This is a genomic window from Brevundimonas sp. Root1423 (assembly GCF_001426805.1).
In genome coordinates this window covers 438,170-453,860 of record NZ_LMFL01000023.1, presented here as the reverse complement: position 1 = coordinate 453,860, position 15,691 = coordinate 438,170, and the positions used below count along the sequence as shown (strand labels likewise).

Below are 15,691 nucleotides of genomic sequence, written 5' to 3'. Positions count from 1 at the left end.
GATATCTTCATAGGAACCGGGGAGGCGACTGCCCCATGAATGTCGGGTACCCGTCATAACCACGCGGCCGGCTACAGGTTTCCCGAAGAGTCGGGGTTTTCGGACGGGTGTGTTTTTCGTACCCCGGACCAGAGGCGGCTGCGGCCACGCGGAAAACCGGATACAGGGCCTGAATGGCGAACAGGGTGCTCATCATCGGCGCGGGACACGCGGGCGGCACGGCGGCGGCGTTGCTGCGCCAATATGGCCATGAGGGGCCGATCGTTCTGGCGGGCGAGGAACCGGCGGCGCCCTACCAGCGCCCGCCCCTGTCCAAGGCCTGGCTGAAGGGCGAGGCGGATCTGGAGGCGCTGCTGCTGCGCCCCGAGAGCTTCTATGCGGAACACGCGATCGAACTGAGGACCGGCGTGACGGCGACCGGGATCGATCGGGCGGCGCGGACGGTGGCCTTCGCCGATGGAACGGTCGAGCCGTATGACGCCCTGATCCTGGCGACGGGTTCGACAGCGCGGCGGCTGGCCATTCCGGGGGCGGACCGGCCGGAACTGATGGAGTTGCGGACGCTGGCCGACGCGGAACGGCTGAAGGCGGCGCTGGGGCCGGGGCGGCGGCTGGCCATCGTCGGCGGCGGCTATGTCGGGCTGGAGGCCGCGGCCTCGGCGCGGGCGCTGGGCGCCGAGGCCGTCGTGATCGAGCGGATGGACCGGGTGCTGGCGCGGGTGGCGTCAGAGGCGCTGTCGACCTTCTTCACCGCCCGTCATCGCAGCGAGGGCGTCGAGATCCTGACCGGAGCGGAGGTGACGGCGTTCCAGGACGCGGGGGTCCGGCTGGCGGACGGCCGCTTGATCGAGGCGGATGCGGTGCTGGTTGGCGTGGGCGCGCTCGCCGCCGACGACCTCGCGCGCGCAGCCGGTCTGGACTGCGGCAACGGCGTGGTGGTGGACGAGCACGCACAGACCTCGGATCCGGCGATCTGGGCCGTCGGCGATATGACCTTCCGGCCCATTCCGGTGCATGGCGGGCGGCGGCATCGGCTGGAGAGCGTCCCGAACGCGCTGGAACAGGCGAAACAGGCGGCGTCCGCGATCGTCGGGCGCGCGGCGCCGACGCCCGAGGTTCCGTGGTTCTGGTCGGACCAGTACGACCTCAAGCTTCAGATCGCCGGCCTGCCGGACGGCGCGGACCGTCAGGTCGTGCGTGGCGATCCAGGCGTGATTGGCGATGGCGCCTCGTTCGCCGTCTTCCATCTGCAAGGCGACAGGATCCTGTGCGTCGAGGCCGTCAACGCGCCGGCGGAATTCATGGCCGGGCGGATGATGATCGGCAAGGCGACGCCGGTCGACGCGGCGAAGCTGGCCGATCTGTCGGTGTCGATGAAGATGGTCGCCGCCGGCTAGCGGATCGCGGCCCTGGGCTCTTCGGCGGGGGCGGCCAGCCGGTCCAGCAGGGCCGTCATCGCGACGGGCCGGCCGATCAGATAGCCCTGGGCCAGATCGCAACCCATGCCGCGCAGCAGCGCCAGGGCGGTCGGGGTCTCGACGCCTTCGGCCGTGACCTTGAGGCCGAGGCCGTGGGCCAGGTCGATGGTGGATTTCACCAGCAGGCCGTCGCGGGCCGAGTTATCGAGACCGAGGATGAAGCTCTTGTCGATCTTCAGCTCGTCGGCGCGGATCCGCTTCAGATAGGCCAGGGACGACAGGCCCGAGCCGTAGTCGTCCAGCGAGACGGATATGCCGGCGTCGGCGAACCGGTCGACGATGCGCAGCGCCATCTCGGGATTGTCCATCACGGCCGTCTCGGTGATCTCGAAACAGAGATCGGCTCCCGAGGTCGCGACCTCGTTGACGGCGAAGTCGGCGAAGCTTTCGTCGGACAGCAGGCGGCCCGAGATGTTGACGGAGACGGTCAGGACGTGGCCGGCGGCGGCCATGGTCTTCTGGTCCTCGATGGCGCGGCGGATGGCCCATTCGGTCAGGGGGCGGATGTGGCCCGTCTCCTCGGCCATGCCGATGAACAGGTCAGGCGAGACGGCGCCCCGACGCGGATGCGTCCAGCGCATCAGGGCCTCGACGCCGGTGATCCCCTGGGCCCGGAAATCGTATTTCGGCTGATAGGCCAGGGAGACCTCGCCGTCGGCGAGCGCAGTCATCAGTTCAGAGATCAGCGACAGATTGCCGGCGGGATCGCCGTAGGCGACCTCGTCGAAGGCGCCGGCCGTGCGCCGTGCGGCGCGGGCCTGATCGAGGGCGATGGCGGCCCGGTCGACGGGCGAGGTCAGGTCGGACCCGGCCGCGCCGTGACCCGCCACGCCGGCAGTCAGGGCGATGTCGACCGGTGCGCCGTTGACGTTGATCGGCGCCTGCGCCGCGGCGGCCAGATGCTCGGCGGCCTCCAGCGCTTCAGCCTTGTTTTTTGCGATGATCACCAGCCCGAGCGCGCCCGCGCCAACCCGGGCCATGGGAGCGCCGTCGGCGAGGGCCGACAGCCGGGCGCCGAGCACGGCGAGCAGCCGGCCCATGGAGTCATAGCCGATGGCGTTGCGGACGACCTCGAAGCGGTCGACGCCGAACAGGACCACCCAGGCGTCGGCGTGGCCGCCGGCCTGGCGTTCAAGCGACAGGCGGTTGGGCAGGCCCGTCTCCTGATCGTGCAGGGCCATGTGTGTCAGCCGGGCCTCGCGGTCCTTCAGGTCGCCGATCATCACGTTGAAGCTGGTGGCGAGACGACCGATCTCATCCGCCGAGGTGACGGGGGCCTCGACGTATTCGCCCTGCTGCAGACGATGGACGGCCGCGTCCAGGGCGGTGATGGGTTTGGTCAGGCCGCGCGAGAGAATCCAGGTGCCGCCCATGAGCAGGGCCAGGCCGGCGGCGCCGATCGCGGTCAGCCACAGGAACAGGGAATCGTAAGCCTTCATGGCCCGGTGCAGCGGATAGGTCAGCACCAGGGCCGCCCGGGCGGTCGGGTCGAAACTCGGCAGGGCGTGCGCCAGCTGCATCGACGGACCCTCGCCGGTCTCGACGGTGACAGGCTGACCCATCGAAGCCTGAGACGGGTTCAGAACGACGGCGGCCGACAGGGGGATGGCCGAGAGGCGCTCCAGATTGCGCATCTGCACGGCGTCAAGGCGTTCGGCGAAGACCACCCATCCGATCAGGACCGGCGCGTTGACGGGGGCGGCGACGACCTGGAACGGCTGACCGCCGATGGTCAGGACGCCGCTTTCCAGTCCGCCGGAATCGAGACCCTTGAACAGGGCGTCCAGGGCGGCTTCGTCCGGGGTGACGCCTGTCGATGTGGCATAGCCGTCGACGCCGAGGATCAGGGCGCCGTCGACGCCCTGACGAGCGCGCAGATTGTCCAGCGCCGACCGCACCGTGGGCGCGTCGTCCGTGGCGACCGCTTCGCGGAAGCCGTAGTCCTGGGCCAGAACAGCCGCGCCCTGACGCAACTGGGCGGACCGGGCCTCCCACAGCTGGCCGTAGACGGCGCCGGCTGATGTCATCTCGTCGCGAACCATATGGCGCGCGCTGCTGGTGACGGCGGTGACGACGGCGACGGCGCTGAAGATCAGGGCGAGGCCGAAGAGCCCCATGTAGAGCAGGGTCAGGCGGGTCCGCAGATTGCGGAAGGTCAGCAGGCGCTGGACCAGCCCGAACAGTTTCATCGCGCGGCCGCCCGTGCGCTGAAGTCGCCCGAGACTGTGCGGCGCCCCGCAGCGGCGGCGACGGTCAGGGTCTGGGATATCTCGTTGCCGCGGCCCGCGAGACGCGGATGCCAGACGCGCAGGGTAGCCCCGCCCGCGGGGACGCCGCGCAGAACCGCGTCGCCGGTGGAGTCGGTCTTCATCGCCCAGGGCGTGTCGACGACCTTGATGTAGGCCAGCATCTGATCGTGGATGTTGCAGCCGAGGGCGGCGACGCCGGCGTTGGCGAAGACATGGCTGCGGGTCTCGTCGCGGCCGTACAGCTCAAGTTCGAAACGGGCCCCGCGCGAGAAGGAATAGACGTGGTGCCGGACCCGATCGAGATTGGGAAAGGCGACGGTCCCACCGACGGGCGCGATCAGGACATAGGGCTGGAACTGGACGTCCTGCTGGGCGACGCGCAGCGCCCAGGGGAAACGGATAGGTCCACGAGGCACGCCGGCGGCGGGATGCACGGTCACCACAGCGTCCCGGACAGGCCGTCCTGCCGCGTCGCGCACGCTCACCGTCAGGTCTCCGGCAAGGGCCGGAGCTGTGTACGAAAGCGCAATAAGGAGAGCGAGGAGGAAACGCATCCGTCCGCTTGTACGAAACCAAGATGAAATCGAGGTAAATCATAATTCTCTGCGGAATTACTCACCGTTAGTCCGCTTTTCGCCGTGGCGCTTACAGTCAAGCTAGGTCGCCTTTACTCCTGCTTAACCACGATTTCGTATCGCCGGTATCCGCAGCTGGAGACCCTAAAGTGAACCGAAGAGCCATCGCACTGACGCTGTTGCTCTCGGCTGCGGCCGGGGGCGCCCACGCCCAGTCCTTCATTCCGGACGCCCGCAGCGGCGGGAAACTGCTGCTGACCGGCGGCGTTTCGACGATCGAAGGGTCAGGCGGGGGCGGCATCGCGACCTGGGCCACGGTCACCGGCTATGGCGAGGAAGACGGCGTCGGGGGCAACGCCCACGCCACCTTCATCGACCTGCCCGACTATCAGTTTCGCACGGCGGGCGTCGCGATCGGTCTGTGGGACCGGGTCGAGCTGTCAGCGGCGCGGCAGGAGTTCGACACCGGCGACACGGGCGCCCTGCTGGGGCTGGGTCAGGGCTTTACCTTCACCCAGGACGTCATCGGGGCGAAGGTCAGGCTGACGGGCGACGCCGTCTATGATCAGGACCGGTGGATGCCGCAGATCGCTGTCGGCGTTCAGCACAAGCAGAACGATCAGGGCGCGATCATCACGGCCGTCGGCGGGCAGGACGATCAAGGTACGGAGTTCTATGTCGCGGCGACGAAGCTGTTCCTGGCGCAGAGCGTACTGGTGTCGGGAACGGTGCGGTACACAAACGCCAACCAGACGGGCCTCCTCGGCTTCGGCGGCGACGCCAATGACGACCGCGAGGCCCAGTTCGAAGGGTCGGTCGGCTGGCTGTTGAGCCGTAATCTGGTCGTGGGCGCCGAATACCGGACCAAGCCGGACAATCTGTCGTTCGCGTCGGAAGACGACTGGTTCGACGTCTATGCCGCCTACGCCGTCAACAAGCATTTGTCCGTGACGGCGGCCTGGGCCGACCTGGGCTCCATCGCCACCTTCGACGACCAGCGCGGCGTCTATATTTCCCTGCAGGCGGGCTTCTGATGATCAACCGATCCGTATTCACCGCCGTTCTGGCCGGCTCGCTGTTCGCCGCCGGCGCGGCCGCAGCGCAGGATCCGGCCCACCACCCCGGCGAGGAAGCCGTCGACGCCTATGCCGTCGCCGACGCCAATGCCGGCGCGACTCCCTTCACGGGCACGGCGATGTTCGAGGCCTTCCACGGGCAGCCGGGTATCGACCGGATCGTCGACAGCATGCTGGATCAGGCGAAAGCGGATCCGCGCACGGCCGGCATCTTCGTCGCGACCGACATGGTCAGGCTGCGGCGGACCATCAAGGAGCAGTTCTGCTACGTGCTGGGCGGCGACTGCGGCTACACGGGCCGGTCCATGGTCGACGCGCACGACGATCTGGGTCTGCAGCCGGCGGACATGGGGGCGTTGGTCGAGCATCTCCAGAACGCCATGGCGGCCGAAGGGGTGGCGTTCCACATCCAGAACCGGTTCCTGGCCAAACTGGCGCCGATGCGGCGGGATATCGTCACCCGCTAGGACCACACGGAACAATATTGCGACTTATTCGCAATTCTCATTGCGTCGTCCGGCAAAGCTGATATTGCGACCTGATCGCAACTCCAGCCTCCCCGGACTGACCCTATGACCTCCCGCGCTGACGCCCTTCGCGCCCTTCTGTTCGCCTCCAGCGCCGCCGGAATGCTGATGGCCGGTCCCGCTCTGGCCGAGCCGGGGCCTGACGGAGAGCCGCAGGAAGCGACGACGCTGGAGACCATCACGGTCGACGGTCGCCCCGTTAAGCGCGAGCCGACCAGCCCCGAGTTCGTGGCGCCGCTGGTCGACACCCCGCGGTCGATCACCATCATTCCGCAGCAGATCATTGAACAGACGGCGGCGACCTCGCTGCAGGACATCCTGCGCACCTCGCCGGGCATCACCTTCGGCGCCGGCGAAGGCGGCCAGCCGCTGGCTGACCGGCCTTTCATCCGCGGTCAGTCCTCCGGCAACAACGTCTTCGTCGACGGCATTCGCGACAGCGGCGGCCAGCAGCGCGAGGTGTTCAACCTCGAACAGGTCGAGGTCATCAAGGGTCCCGACAGCGTCCATTCGGGCCGCGGCTCGGGCGGCGGGAGCATCAATCTGGGCTCCAAGTCTCCGCGACTGACCGACTTCACCCGCTTCGGCCTCGGCGCCGGAACCGACGGCTATCTGCGCGCCACGGTCGACCAGAACTGGCATTTGGGCGAGACGGCCGGCCTGCGCATCAACCTGATGGGCTCGGAGGGCGCCGTGCCCGGCCGCGATACGGTCGACTATGACAAATGGGGCCTCGGGCTTTCGCTGGCCGCGGGTCTGGGCACGTCCACGACCGGGACCTTCAGCTACTATCACCTGACGTCGAACCAGATGCCCGACTACGGCATCCCGCTGTTCACCAAGACCGGCGTGCGCACGACGGACAGCGGCATTCTGGATGTGCCGTACAACAGCTTCTACGGGCTCAAGGACAGGGACTTTCTGACCAATACGGTCGACACCTTCACCTTCGATTTCGAGCATGCCTTCAGCGAGAACCTGATCCTGCGGAACGTCAGCCGTTATTCCGAGACGCTGAACGACTACATCGTCACCAACCCCGGCGACGGCGGCGCGGCCCAGCTGATCGGCGGCGAATGGTGGATGAAGCGCGCCACCAAGTCGCGCTGGAACCCGGTTACGACAGTCGCCAACGTCACCGACCTGCGCGGTTCGTTCACGACGGGCGGGATCGGCCATGAGTTCGACCTCGGGCTGGAGTTGGCCACCGAGAAGAACAGCAACGCCTCGTATTCGACCTTCACCACGGCGGGCTCGGCCTGTCCGGTCGGGTTCGTGATGTCGGCGGCGAACCTCGCCAACCTCGGCGCCGGCGACTGCACCCGCGTCTATGCGCCGAACACGGACGATTCCTGGGCGGGCGTCATCAATCGCGGGCCGATCAGCAAGAACGTCACCGACACGGTCGGCGTCTATGCGCTGGACAGCATCAGCCTTACCTCAAGCCTGATCCTGAACCTCGGCGTCCGCTGGGACCAGTATACGGTCAACGGCGCAAATCTGACCGGGACGCAGGCGAACGGCGTCTGGACCCTGAACGGCCAGGCCGCGGCTACGCCGGGCATTGTCGTCCTGCCGGAGCGCCAGTGGGACTTCGTCAACTACCAGATCGGGCTGGTCTACAAGCCGACCGCCAACTCCAGCGTCTATGCATCGTTCGCCACGGCCTCGACCCCGCCCACGCTGTCGGCGGGCGACCAGAACGCCTCGGGCGGCACGGGAACCGGCAATCTGGTGACGACGGTGCTGGACCCGGAAGAGTCGACCAATTTCGAAATCGGCGCCAAGGCCAATCTGTTCAACGACCGCCTGGCCCTGTCGGCGGCCGCCTTCATGCTGAAGCGCGAGAACGCCCAGATCCAGACCGCGCCCGGCGTCTATGAGCAGGCCGGCGAGGCCGAGGTGAAGGGGATCGAACTGGGCGTGTCCGGCAACATCACCCGTCAGTGGCAGGTGTTCGGCGGATATACCTGGATGGACAGCGAGCTGGTCTCGGGCGCCTACAACAACGTCAACGTCGGCGATCCGCTGGCCAATACGCCCGAGCACACCTTCAGCCTGTTCTCGACCTATCGCGTGACGCGGGCCCTCAGCCTGGGCGGCGGCGTCTACTATGTCTCCGACAGCTTCGGCGGCAACCAGGGCGGCGCAGGGGGCGGGGCCAACCGCATCTATGCGCCGGAATACACCCGCGTGGACCTGTTCGCCTCGTATGACCTGACCGACACGGCCTCGCTGCAGCTGAACGTGCAAAACGCGACGGACGAGGAATACATCATGCGCACCAACGGCGTGCACCACGCCGATGTGGCGCCGGCCCGTCAGGCCATCCTGACGCTGAATCTGCGCTACTAGGCCATTCGCCCGAGGGCCGATTAGCGTAGAACCCGGGTTCAGGCGTCTCCCCGATGGCCTGACCCGGGTTTTTCCGCGTCCGGCATTTCCGGCGCGACCCAAGGAGGCGGTGCATGCTGCTGCATATTCCAGGCGTCTTCACCAAGGACGAGGTCGCGGCCTTGCGCGCGCGTCTGGACGCGGGGCCATGGGTGGACGGGAACGTCACCTCGGGCCACCAGTCGGCGGGGGCCAAGGTCAACCGCCAGCTGCCCGAGGACTGCGCCGAGGCGCTGGATGTCGGGGCGCTGATCCGGCAGGCGCTGAACGCCAATCCGATGTTCGTGTCTGCGGCCCTGCCGCATACGGTCTTTCCGCCGCTGTTCAATCGCTATGAGGGCGGCGAGCGGTTCGGCCTGCACGTCGACAACGCCATCCGCCAGCGGGGCGCTATCCGCATCCGCAGCGACCTGTCGGCGACGCTCTTCCTGTCCGAGCCCGACGACTACGACGGCGGCGAACTGGTCATCGAGGAGATGTACGGCCCGCAGAGCGTCAAACTGCCGGCCGGGGACATGGTGCTGTATCCGTCCAAGAGTCTGCATAGCGTCACGCCGGTGACGCGCGGGGCGCGGGTCTCGAGCTTCTTCTGGATCCAGAGTCTGGTGCGCGACGACGCGGACCGCGAGACCCTGTTCCGGCTGGACGTGGCCATCCAGCGGGTCAGCGCCGACAAGGGGCCGCAGGATGCGGCGGTGCTGGAGCTGACGGCGGTCTATCACAACCTGCTGCGGCGCTGGGCCGAGGCTTGAACAAACCCATCCGTGCATCCCGGCGAAAGCCGGGACCCAGTGCTTCGGGTGAGCGGTCTTGCAGTTGAGATCAATCACTTGTCCTGAAGCGCCGGCGTTACGCTGGACAGGTCTGGGTCCCGGCTTTCGCCGGGATGAGCGGAATCGCTAGTAGACATCCCGGCGGTAGCGGCCCGTTTCGGTCAGTTCCGCCAGACGTTCGGCGCCCAGCGCGTCGGTCAGCGCCGCCTGAACCCCCTTCGACATGCCTTCCAGACTGCCGCAGACGAGGATGGCCGCGCCGCGGTCGACCCAGTCCCTCAGCGTATCGGAGTGCTCGGCGATCAGCGCCTGCACATAGCGACCGTCGGCGGCGTCGCGCGAGAAGACGCGGTCGAGGCGGGTCAGGTCGCGGGTCCTGAGGGCCGTCTGAAGCTCGTCGTCGAGGAAGGCGTCATGGGTGCGGGTGCGCTCGCCGAACATCAGCCAGGCGCCGCCGTGGGACCGACCCGCGCGGGCCTTCCAGTGGGCGCGCAGACCCGCCAGACCGGTGCCGTTGCCGATCAGGATCAGCGGCGTCCCGGCCGCCGGCCCATGGAAGCTGCGGTTGGCGCGGATGCGCATGTCGACATCAGCACCGAGGGCGAGATCGTGCGTCAGCCAGCCTGAGGCGAGGCCCGGCGAGCCGTCCGGCCGGGTCATGCGGCGGACGATGAAATCGGCGCGACCATCGGAGGGCAGGGAGGCGACGGAGTATTCACGGCTGCCCGGGTCGCTTCCGTCGGCGGCGGGCGGCAGGCCGATCTCGGCGATGTCGCCGGCGGTCCAGACCGGGTCGTGGCCCGCGGGTGCAAAGCCCAGCAGCCAGGCCTCGCCGCCGGGGCTGCCCGGATTGAGATGGCGGCGCTCGACCAAGGTCCAGCGGTCGTAGGCGGGCGGCGTCCAGTCCGCCTGGATCGTCGAGCCGGTCAGCAGGCCCAGCTGATGCTGCCAGTGCCGGATGGCGCCGGCGTCGCCGTTGTCGACCTCGACGCGGTCGAACAGGGGCTCGGCGCCCGAGCGCTGCAGCCAGCCGTCCAGCGCGCGGCCGAAGCCGCAGAAGTCGGCATAGGTGCGGTCGCCCAGCGCCAGCAGACCGTAGCTCAGGCTCGACAGATCGGCGGGCGCGCTCATGGTCTGGCGCATGAAGCGGGATACGCCGTCGGGGGCGTCGCCCTCGCCGGTGGTGGAGGCGACGATCAGCAGGCGGCCCGCCTGGCTGAGCGCCGCGGCGTCCAGCTCGCCCAGCGGCACGACGCGGGCGCCGGTCCCGGCGTCGGACAGGCTGCGCGCCGTCATCCAGGCCAGTTCCTCGGCGAGCCCGGTCTGGCTGGCGAAGGCGACCGTGACGGCGTCGGCGCCGGAGGCGAGCGCACCGGCGCGTTCCGTGGCGGCGCGACGGGCGCGGGCGCGGCTCCAGGCGACGGCGGCGACCACAAGCAGCCACAGGCCCACGGCGACGGCCGTCCACAGCCAGCGTTCGGGATCGGCGGTCACGCGCCCTCGGCGGCCATGGCGGCGAAGGCCGGGGAGACGATCTCGATCGACCCGGTCCCGGTGCGGATGACGAAGGCGGCGGCGATGTTCAGGGCCTCGGCGTACGCCGGACCTTCCTCAGGACCCATGACCGTGAGGGCGGTCGCCATGGCGTCGGCGTACAGGGCGGTGTCGGCCAGCACGGTCACCGAGGCGACGCCGTTGTCGATCGGTCGGCCTGTGTGGCCGTCGATGGTGTGGCTGTACGTCCGGCCCTGACTCTCGAACCGGCGGACCCAGTCGCCCGAGGTGGCGACGGCCATGTCGAACAGGGCGGCGGCGGTACGGGGCGCCGGGGTTCCGGGCGCCTGTTGCAGCTCGACCCACCACGGATGACCGCCAGGCTTGACCCCGGCGCCGCGCAGCTCGCCGCCGATCTCGACCAGATGGTGGACGGCGCCCATGGCGGTCAGGCGTTCGGAAACCTTGTCGACGGCGTGGCCCTTGGCGATGCCGGACAGGTCCAGCTTCAAGCCGCCCGGCTGCTGGATGGCGCGGGCTTCGCGGTTCAGGCGCAGGGCGCCCCAGCCGCTGACGGTGAGAGCCGCAGCGATGTCTTCATCGGTTGGCGCATCCGGGCGGGGCCCCGGAGGGCCGAAGCCCCACAGGTCGACGAGCGCGCCCAGCGTCGGGTCAACGGAGCCGTTGGTGTCGTCGGCCAGATCCAGCGCGGTGTTCAGCAGGGTCCAGAACGGCTCGGACACCGCCCAGAACCCGGCCGGCGCGGCGTTGAACCGGGCCAGTTCCGAGGTCGGGTCCCAGTGACTGAACAGGGCGACGATCGCCGCCAGTTCTTCCTCGATCGCGCTCTGGAAGAGGGCGCGCGAGGGCCCCGGCGGCGGGACCAGCCGGACGGCCCAGCCGGTCCCCATGCTCTCGCCGGCGAAGTCCCACAACAGGTCGGACGTCGGCAGTTCGGGCGTCCGGCCGTGGACCGGAATCAGGACGCGGTTCTCCGGCTGCGCTGCCGCCTCGCCGATGGTGATCGGCGGCGGGGCGGCGCGGGAGTCGGGCGGTGTTCCGGTCAGGGCAGGACTTCCACGGCGCCGTTGTAGGCGGCGCTGGAGGCCATCTGCGAACCCGAGGCGGGCGTGCGCACCGAGGCGTTTATCCAGTACATGCCGGGCTCGGGCCAGGTGACGGTGAAGGAGCCGTCGGCGCCCGTGCGGACCGTCATCTCTTCCGGATTGTCGCGATAGCGCGTGCCGCCGCGGGCGATGGTCACTTCCAGATCAGCGGCCGGCTGGCCGTCGCGGACCAGTTTGAAGGTCGCCGCCTCGCCCGCCGCCAGATCGTTGGGATGGGTGACGGGCAGCAGTTCGATGCCCTGGCCGGTCGCGGTGATGGCCGAGGGCTCGCCCAGGGTTACGAAGGTTTCGGTGCGGCTGTTCGAGCGGGTGGCGACCACGTCGGTGGCGTCGGCCGGAATGTTGGCGGCCATGTCGGCCTCGGCGCCGCGCCAGCGTTTGGCCTCGCCGCCCTGTTTGTACGTGACCATGACGCCGCCCGAGACGTTGGCGATCCGCCAGGTGCCGGCCTGGGTCAGGTGCAGGTCGAAGGTCGAGCGGTATTTGCCGGTCATGGCGTTGACCGGGGCGGCGCTCGAACCGTCCGGGGCGGTGATGACAAGACCGGCCATGTTCATGGCGGCGTGGTCGGCGATGAACACCCCGTTCGACATGCCGGCGTCGAAGCCGACCCAGGCGTCCGTGCCCGACAGGACGGTCGAGGTCGGGGCCAGCCAGGCCCGGTGGGCCTGGGCCGACATCGGCAGGGCGAAGGCGGCGAGGGCGGCCAGCAGGGCGATGCGCTTCTTCATGGTTCGGTTCCTTAGCGGGTGACGGCGACGCTGACGGCGCCCAGTTCGGTGGAGCCCGCGCCGCGGGCGGTGTTGGCGGCGCCCCAGCGGAAGGGCACGCGGACGGCTTCACGGCCGCCCAGTTCGCGGGCCGCCTCGACGACCATGACGTAGTCGCCGGCGGGCATGTCGCGCAGGCGGGCGGCGGGGATCCTGACGGCGTGACGGCCCGGGGCCTTGGTCGCGCTGGAGACGCCGTCCATGGGCAGGCTCAGCGAGCGGCCGCCGCGCCGCCACCAGGTGCGCATGTCCTTGAGCCAGTCCTTGCCCTCGGCGACGTTGGAGACCTCGTACCAGACGGCGACGGTGCGCACGGGGGTGTTGTCGGGGCGCTCAATCCAGACGGCGACATAGGGGCGGTGATAGGCGGCGACCGACAGGCGCGGCACCTCCACGGACACCGTGATGTCGGCGGCCAGGGCGGGGCCCGCGACGGCGGCGGCGGCTGTGGCGGTGAGGATCAGGGGAAGCTGGCGCATCGGTTACTCAGTGAATGAACAGAAGGGCGATGACGGCGGGTATCAACAGACCAAGGCCAAGCAGGGGCCAGGTCGAGGGTCGCTGGCGGGCGTGCAGCCAGGTCAGGCCGAAGCCGGTGACGGCGAAGACGATGCAGGCGGCGGCGAAGACGTCGATGAACCAGTACCAGACCGGTCCGGTGTTGCGGCCCTTATGCAGGTCGTTCAGCCAGGCGATCGCGCCGCGCGTGGTGCGTTCGCGCAGGGCTTCCCCGGTGGCGCGGTCGATGGTCAGCCAGCCGTCGCCGCCGGGCTCGGGCAGGGAGATGTAGACCTCGTCGGCGGTGGTCTCGGTCGCGCGGCCGTCGACCTGGACCTTGAAGGTCTCCGACGCCCAGCGCGCGACGGCGGCGGGAACGGGGTCGGTGGTTTCCTCGGGCAGTTCGGCCAGACGCGCCAGCAGGGGCGCGGGCAGCTGGCCGGTCTGTTCGACAGTCGCCGGGGTCGCCGGGATCTGGGCGGCGTGGTTGAGGGTGATCCCCGTGATCGCGAACAACAACAGGCCGATCAGGCTGACGGCGGCCGAAATCCAGTGCCACTGGTGAAGTTGCTTCAGCCAGAACGACCGCTTGGCGTTCAGGGCCGGCTTGGGCTTTGCGGGGGCGGCGTCAGTCACCACCGGCTTGTGCCGAAGTTGCGAACGATTTGCAATGGCTTCAGGCCGCGAAGTCAGCGCGACAGTCTGACGCCGATCGACAGGGTGCGGGGCGGGCCGAAGCTGGCGACCCCTGTTCCGGTCTCGGCGGTCTCGATCTCGGCGTCGAACAGATTGTCGGCGGCGAGCCAGAGGGCGGCGGACGGGGTCATCGCCCATTCGGCGCGCAGGTCGACCGTGCCGGCGGCCTCAAGGACGCGGCTGTTCAGGTCATCCTCGAAGCGGCGGCTCTCCCAGCGCAGGTCGGCGGCGAGGCTGAGCCGGTCCATCGGCCGCCAGTCGGCGCCGGCGACGGCGCTCCAGATCGGGGCCTGGGCCGGACGCAGGCCGGTCAGTTGCGGCGCCTGTATACCGCCGTCGACACGGGCGTCGGTGGCGGAGAGGGCCGCGCGCAGGGACAGGGTGTCGGTCAGGTCAAACCGGCCGTCCAGCTCGACGCCGGTCGCCTCGATGGTTCCGGCGTTCTGTCGTTGGCGTAGCACCCCGCCCAAGGGCACGAAGCCGGCGCGGGGGAAGGTCGCGGGTCCCTGCCCGATGGTCACATTGACGACGGCGTCCTCGATCCGGTTCCAGAAGGCCGTCGCGGTCAGGGAGGCGCGGTCACTGGTCCAGGCCCAGCCTGTCTCGACGCCGGTCAGGCGTTCGGGCTCCAGCGCCGCATTGGCCTCGGTCAGGTCGTTGCCGACGCGGAAGGGGCGGTGCAGCTCGTTCAGGGTCGCGGGCCGGAAGCCGGTGTAGGCGGCGAGGCGCAGGGCCTGCCCGCCCGCGATATCGCGGCGCGCGGCGAGGCGGGCGCTGACCACCTCGCCCGAGCGATTGGGGTCGGTCTCATCGAGCGTCGGCAGGCCGGTGGCGAGGTCGCGTTCGAGCCGGCGGCCGTTTTCGTTGCGCCAGCCGTCGTAGCGCAGGCCGCCTGCGACCAGCCACGGCCCGCTGTCCCATGCGCCCTCGGCGTAGACGCCGGCGACCGAGGTTTCACCTCCGGCCACGCGGTCCCGGGTGAAGGCGCCGGCCATGTAACGGAACAGTTCGTGGGTCTCGCCCTCGTTGAAACGGGCGTCGGCGCCGAGTTCCCATTCGACCCGCGCGATGCCTGTGACGACGATCCGGCGCACGGCGGCGTTGACGCCCCAGCCGGTGGCGGGGGTTTCGTACTGGTCGTTGGCGGGGGTGGTCGTCGCCCGGTCGGCGGAGACGGCGACCGAGGTATTGGCCAGATCGCTCTCGCGCCGCCACGCCTGAAGCCGCCAGCCGGGGCGGTCTGCGCGGGGCTGGAGGGCCGCCGTGGCGGAGAGCAGGGAGCCGCTGGCGGTCGCGCGGGCCCCGGCGAGACCGGAACCGCGATCCTCCTCGAAGGTCGAGGCGCGAAGGGAGAGGACCGCAGCGGCGAGGGGCAGGTCCGCGCGCAGGGCGGCGCTGCGGACGTCGAGGTCGAGCGGCGTGTCGGCGGTCCCCGCCGAGGCGCCGCGTACGGGCACGTAGCCGTCGCTGGTTTCGTACAGGCCGGAGGCGACGATCCGGACCGGGCCGACGGTCGTCGCGCCGGAACCCGACAGACGCGCCCCGCCGTGTTCGGCGATGGAAGCGTCCAGTACCGAGCCGGCGTCGCGCTCGCGCAGGGAGATCACGCCTGTCAGGGCCCCGGCTCCATACGGGCCCGCGCCCGATCCACGGACGATGTCGAGGCCGGACAGGCTTTCCGTGGGAACCTGGGACCAGATCACCCAGCCGCCGAATGGATCGTTCATCGGGACGCCATCGAGGGTGACCAGCGTCCGCCCGGCGCCCGACGGCGCGATGGCGCGCAGGGATATGCCCTGGGTGGTCGGATTGGCCGCCAGGCTGGAGTTGCGCCGGAACAGGGACACGGCCGGCACGGTCGCCAGGGCTTCATCCAGCCGCTGTTGCGCGCGCAGATCGTCCGCATCCAGACGAACGACGGAAAACGCCGCCTCTCCCCCTGAGGGCGGCAGCCGCGCGCTGGTGACCACGACATCGGGAAGCTGGGGCGGCGGCGGAATCTGCATGTGTCCCACCTAGGCCAGACGGCCCCGC

Annotated in this window: 13 protein-coding genes; 5 read left to right on the top strand and 8 right to left on the bottom strand. The window is 69.6% G+C overall.

The window, feature by feature from the left end:
* The first annotated feature begins 173 nt into the window (after positions 1–173).
* Positions 174–1,397 carry an NAD(P)/FAD-dependent oxidoreductase gene (locus tag ASD25_RS15510; RefSeq protein WP_056618517.1) on the top strand — a complete coding sequence of 408 codons (1,224 nt, stop codon included), beginning with the start codon at positions 174–176 and terminating at the stop codon, positions 1,395–1,397.
* Here ASD25_RS15510 and ASD25_RS15505 read toward each other — a convergent pair.
* Both ASD25_RS15505 and ASD25_RS15500 read right to left on the bottom strand, forming a co-directional pair.
* Positions 1,394–3,667 carry a bifunctional diguanylate cyclase/phosphodiesterase gene (locus tag ASD25_RS15505; RefSeq protein WP_056618514.1) on the bottom strand — a complete coding sequence of 758 codons (2,274 nt, stop codon included), beginning with the start codon at positions 3,665–3,667 and terminating at the stop codon, positions 1,394–1,396. The genes ASD25_RS15510 and ASD25_RS15505 overlap by 4 nt on opposite strands.
* Complete coding sequence (locus ASD25_RS15500) at positions 3,664–4,212, bottom strand: methylamine utilization protein (RefSeq protein WP_235562749.1); 549 nt, start codon at positions 4,210–4,212, stop codon at positions 3,664–3,666. The genes ASD25_RS15505 and ASD25_RS15500 overlap by 4 nt, the downstream gene beginning before the upstream one ends.
* A gap of 239 nt (positions 4,213–4,451) precedes the next feature.
* Here ASD25_RS15500 and ASD25_RS15495 point away from each other — a divergent pair, with 239 nt between their 5' ends.
* The 4 genes from ASD25_RS15495 (at position 4,452) to ASD25_RS15480 (ending at position 9,051) form a co-directional block, all read left to right on the top strand.
* Positions 4,452–5,336 (top strand): DUF3034 family protein, encoded by an 885-nt coding sequence (locus ASD25_RS15495; protein ID WP_082572451.1) that lies wholly within the window; start codon positions 4,452–4,454, stop codon positions 5,334–5,336.
* Positions 5,336–5,845 carry a group 1 truncated hemoglobin gene (locus ASD25_RS15490; protein ID WP_082572449.1) on the top strand — a complete coding sequence of 170 codons (510 nt, stop codon included), beginning with the start codon at positions 5,336–5,338 and terminating at the stop codon, positions 5,843–5,845. The genes ASD25_RS15495 and ASD25_RS15490 overlap by 1 nt, the downstream gene beginning before the upstream one ends.
* Before the next feature lie 105 nt (positions 5,846–5,950).
* Positions 5,951–8,260 carry a TonB-dependent siderophore receptor gene (locus tag ASD25_RS15485; RefSeq protein WP_056618508.1) on the top strand — a complete coding sequence of 770 codons (2,310 nt, stop codon included), beginning with the start codon at positions 5,951–5,953 and terminating at the stop codon, positions 8,258–8,260.
* Between the two features lie 113 nt (positions 8,261–8,373).
* Complete coding sequence (locus ASD25_RS15480) at positions 8,374–9,051, top strand: Fe2+-dependent dioxygenase (RefSeq protein WP_056618505.1); 678 nt, start codon at positions 8,374–8,376, stop codon at positions 9,049–9,051.
* Between the two features lie 147 nt (positions 9,052–9,198).
* Here ASD25_RS15480 and ASD25_RS15475 read toward each other — a convergent pair whose 3' ends face one another.
* The 6 genes from ASD25_RS15475 to ASD25_RS15450 all read right to left on the bottom strand — a co-directional run bounded on the left by ASD25_RS15475 (position 9,199) and on the right by ASD25_RS15450 (position 15,663).
* Complete coding sequence (locus ASD25_RS15475; RefSeq protein ID WP_056618502.1) at positions 9,199–10,566, bottom strand: sulfite reductase subunit alpha; 1,368 nt, start codon at positions 10,564–10,566, stop codon at positions 9,199–9,201.
* Positions 10,563–11,501, bottom strand: coding sequence for an FAD:protein FMN transferase (locus ASD25_RS15470; RefSeq protein ID WP_235562748.1), 939 nt, complete (start codon positions 11,499–11,501; stop codon positions 10,563–10,565). Before ASD25_RS15470 ends, ASD25_RS15475 begins: the two co-directional genes overlap by 4 nt.
* 128 nt (positions 11,502–11,629) lie before the next feature.
* Complete coding sequence (locus ASD25_RS15465) at positions 11,630–12,424, bottom strand: DUF4198 domain-containing protein (protein WP_056618496.1); 795 nt, start codon at positions 12,422–12,424, stop codon at positions 11,630–11,632.
* A gap of 11 nt (positions 12,425–12,435) precedes the next feature.
* Complete coding sequence (locus tag ASD25_RS15460; protein ID WP_056618493.1) at positions 12,436–12,942, bottom strand: DUF2271 domain-containing protein; 507 nt, start codon at positions 12,940–12,942, stop codon at positions 12,436–12,438.
* A 7-nt stretch (positions 12,943–12,949) separates the two neighbouring features.
* On the bottom strand, positions 12,950–13,597 hold the full coding sequence (locus ASD25_RS15455) for a PepSY-associated TM helix domain-containing protein (RefSeq protein WP_056619203.1): 648 nt from the start codon (positions 13,595–13,597) through the stop codon (positions 12,950–12,952).
* A 53-nt stretch (positions 13,598–13,650) separates the two neighbouring features.
* Positions 13,651–15,663: a TonB-dependent receptor gene (locus ASD25_RS15450; RefSeq protein WP_056618490.1), complete on the bottom strand. Its 2,013-nt coding sequence runs from the start codon at positions 15,661–15,663 to the stop codon at positions 13,651–13,653.
* Between the last annotated feature and the right edge of the window lie 28 nt (positions 15,664–15,691).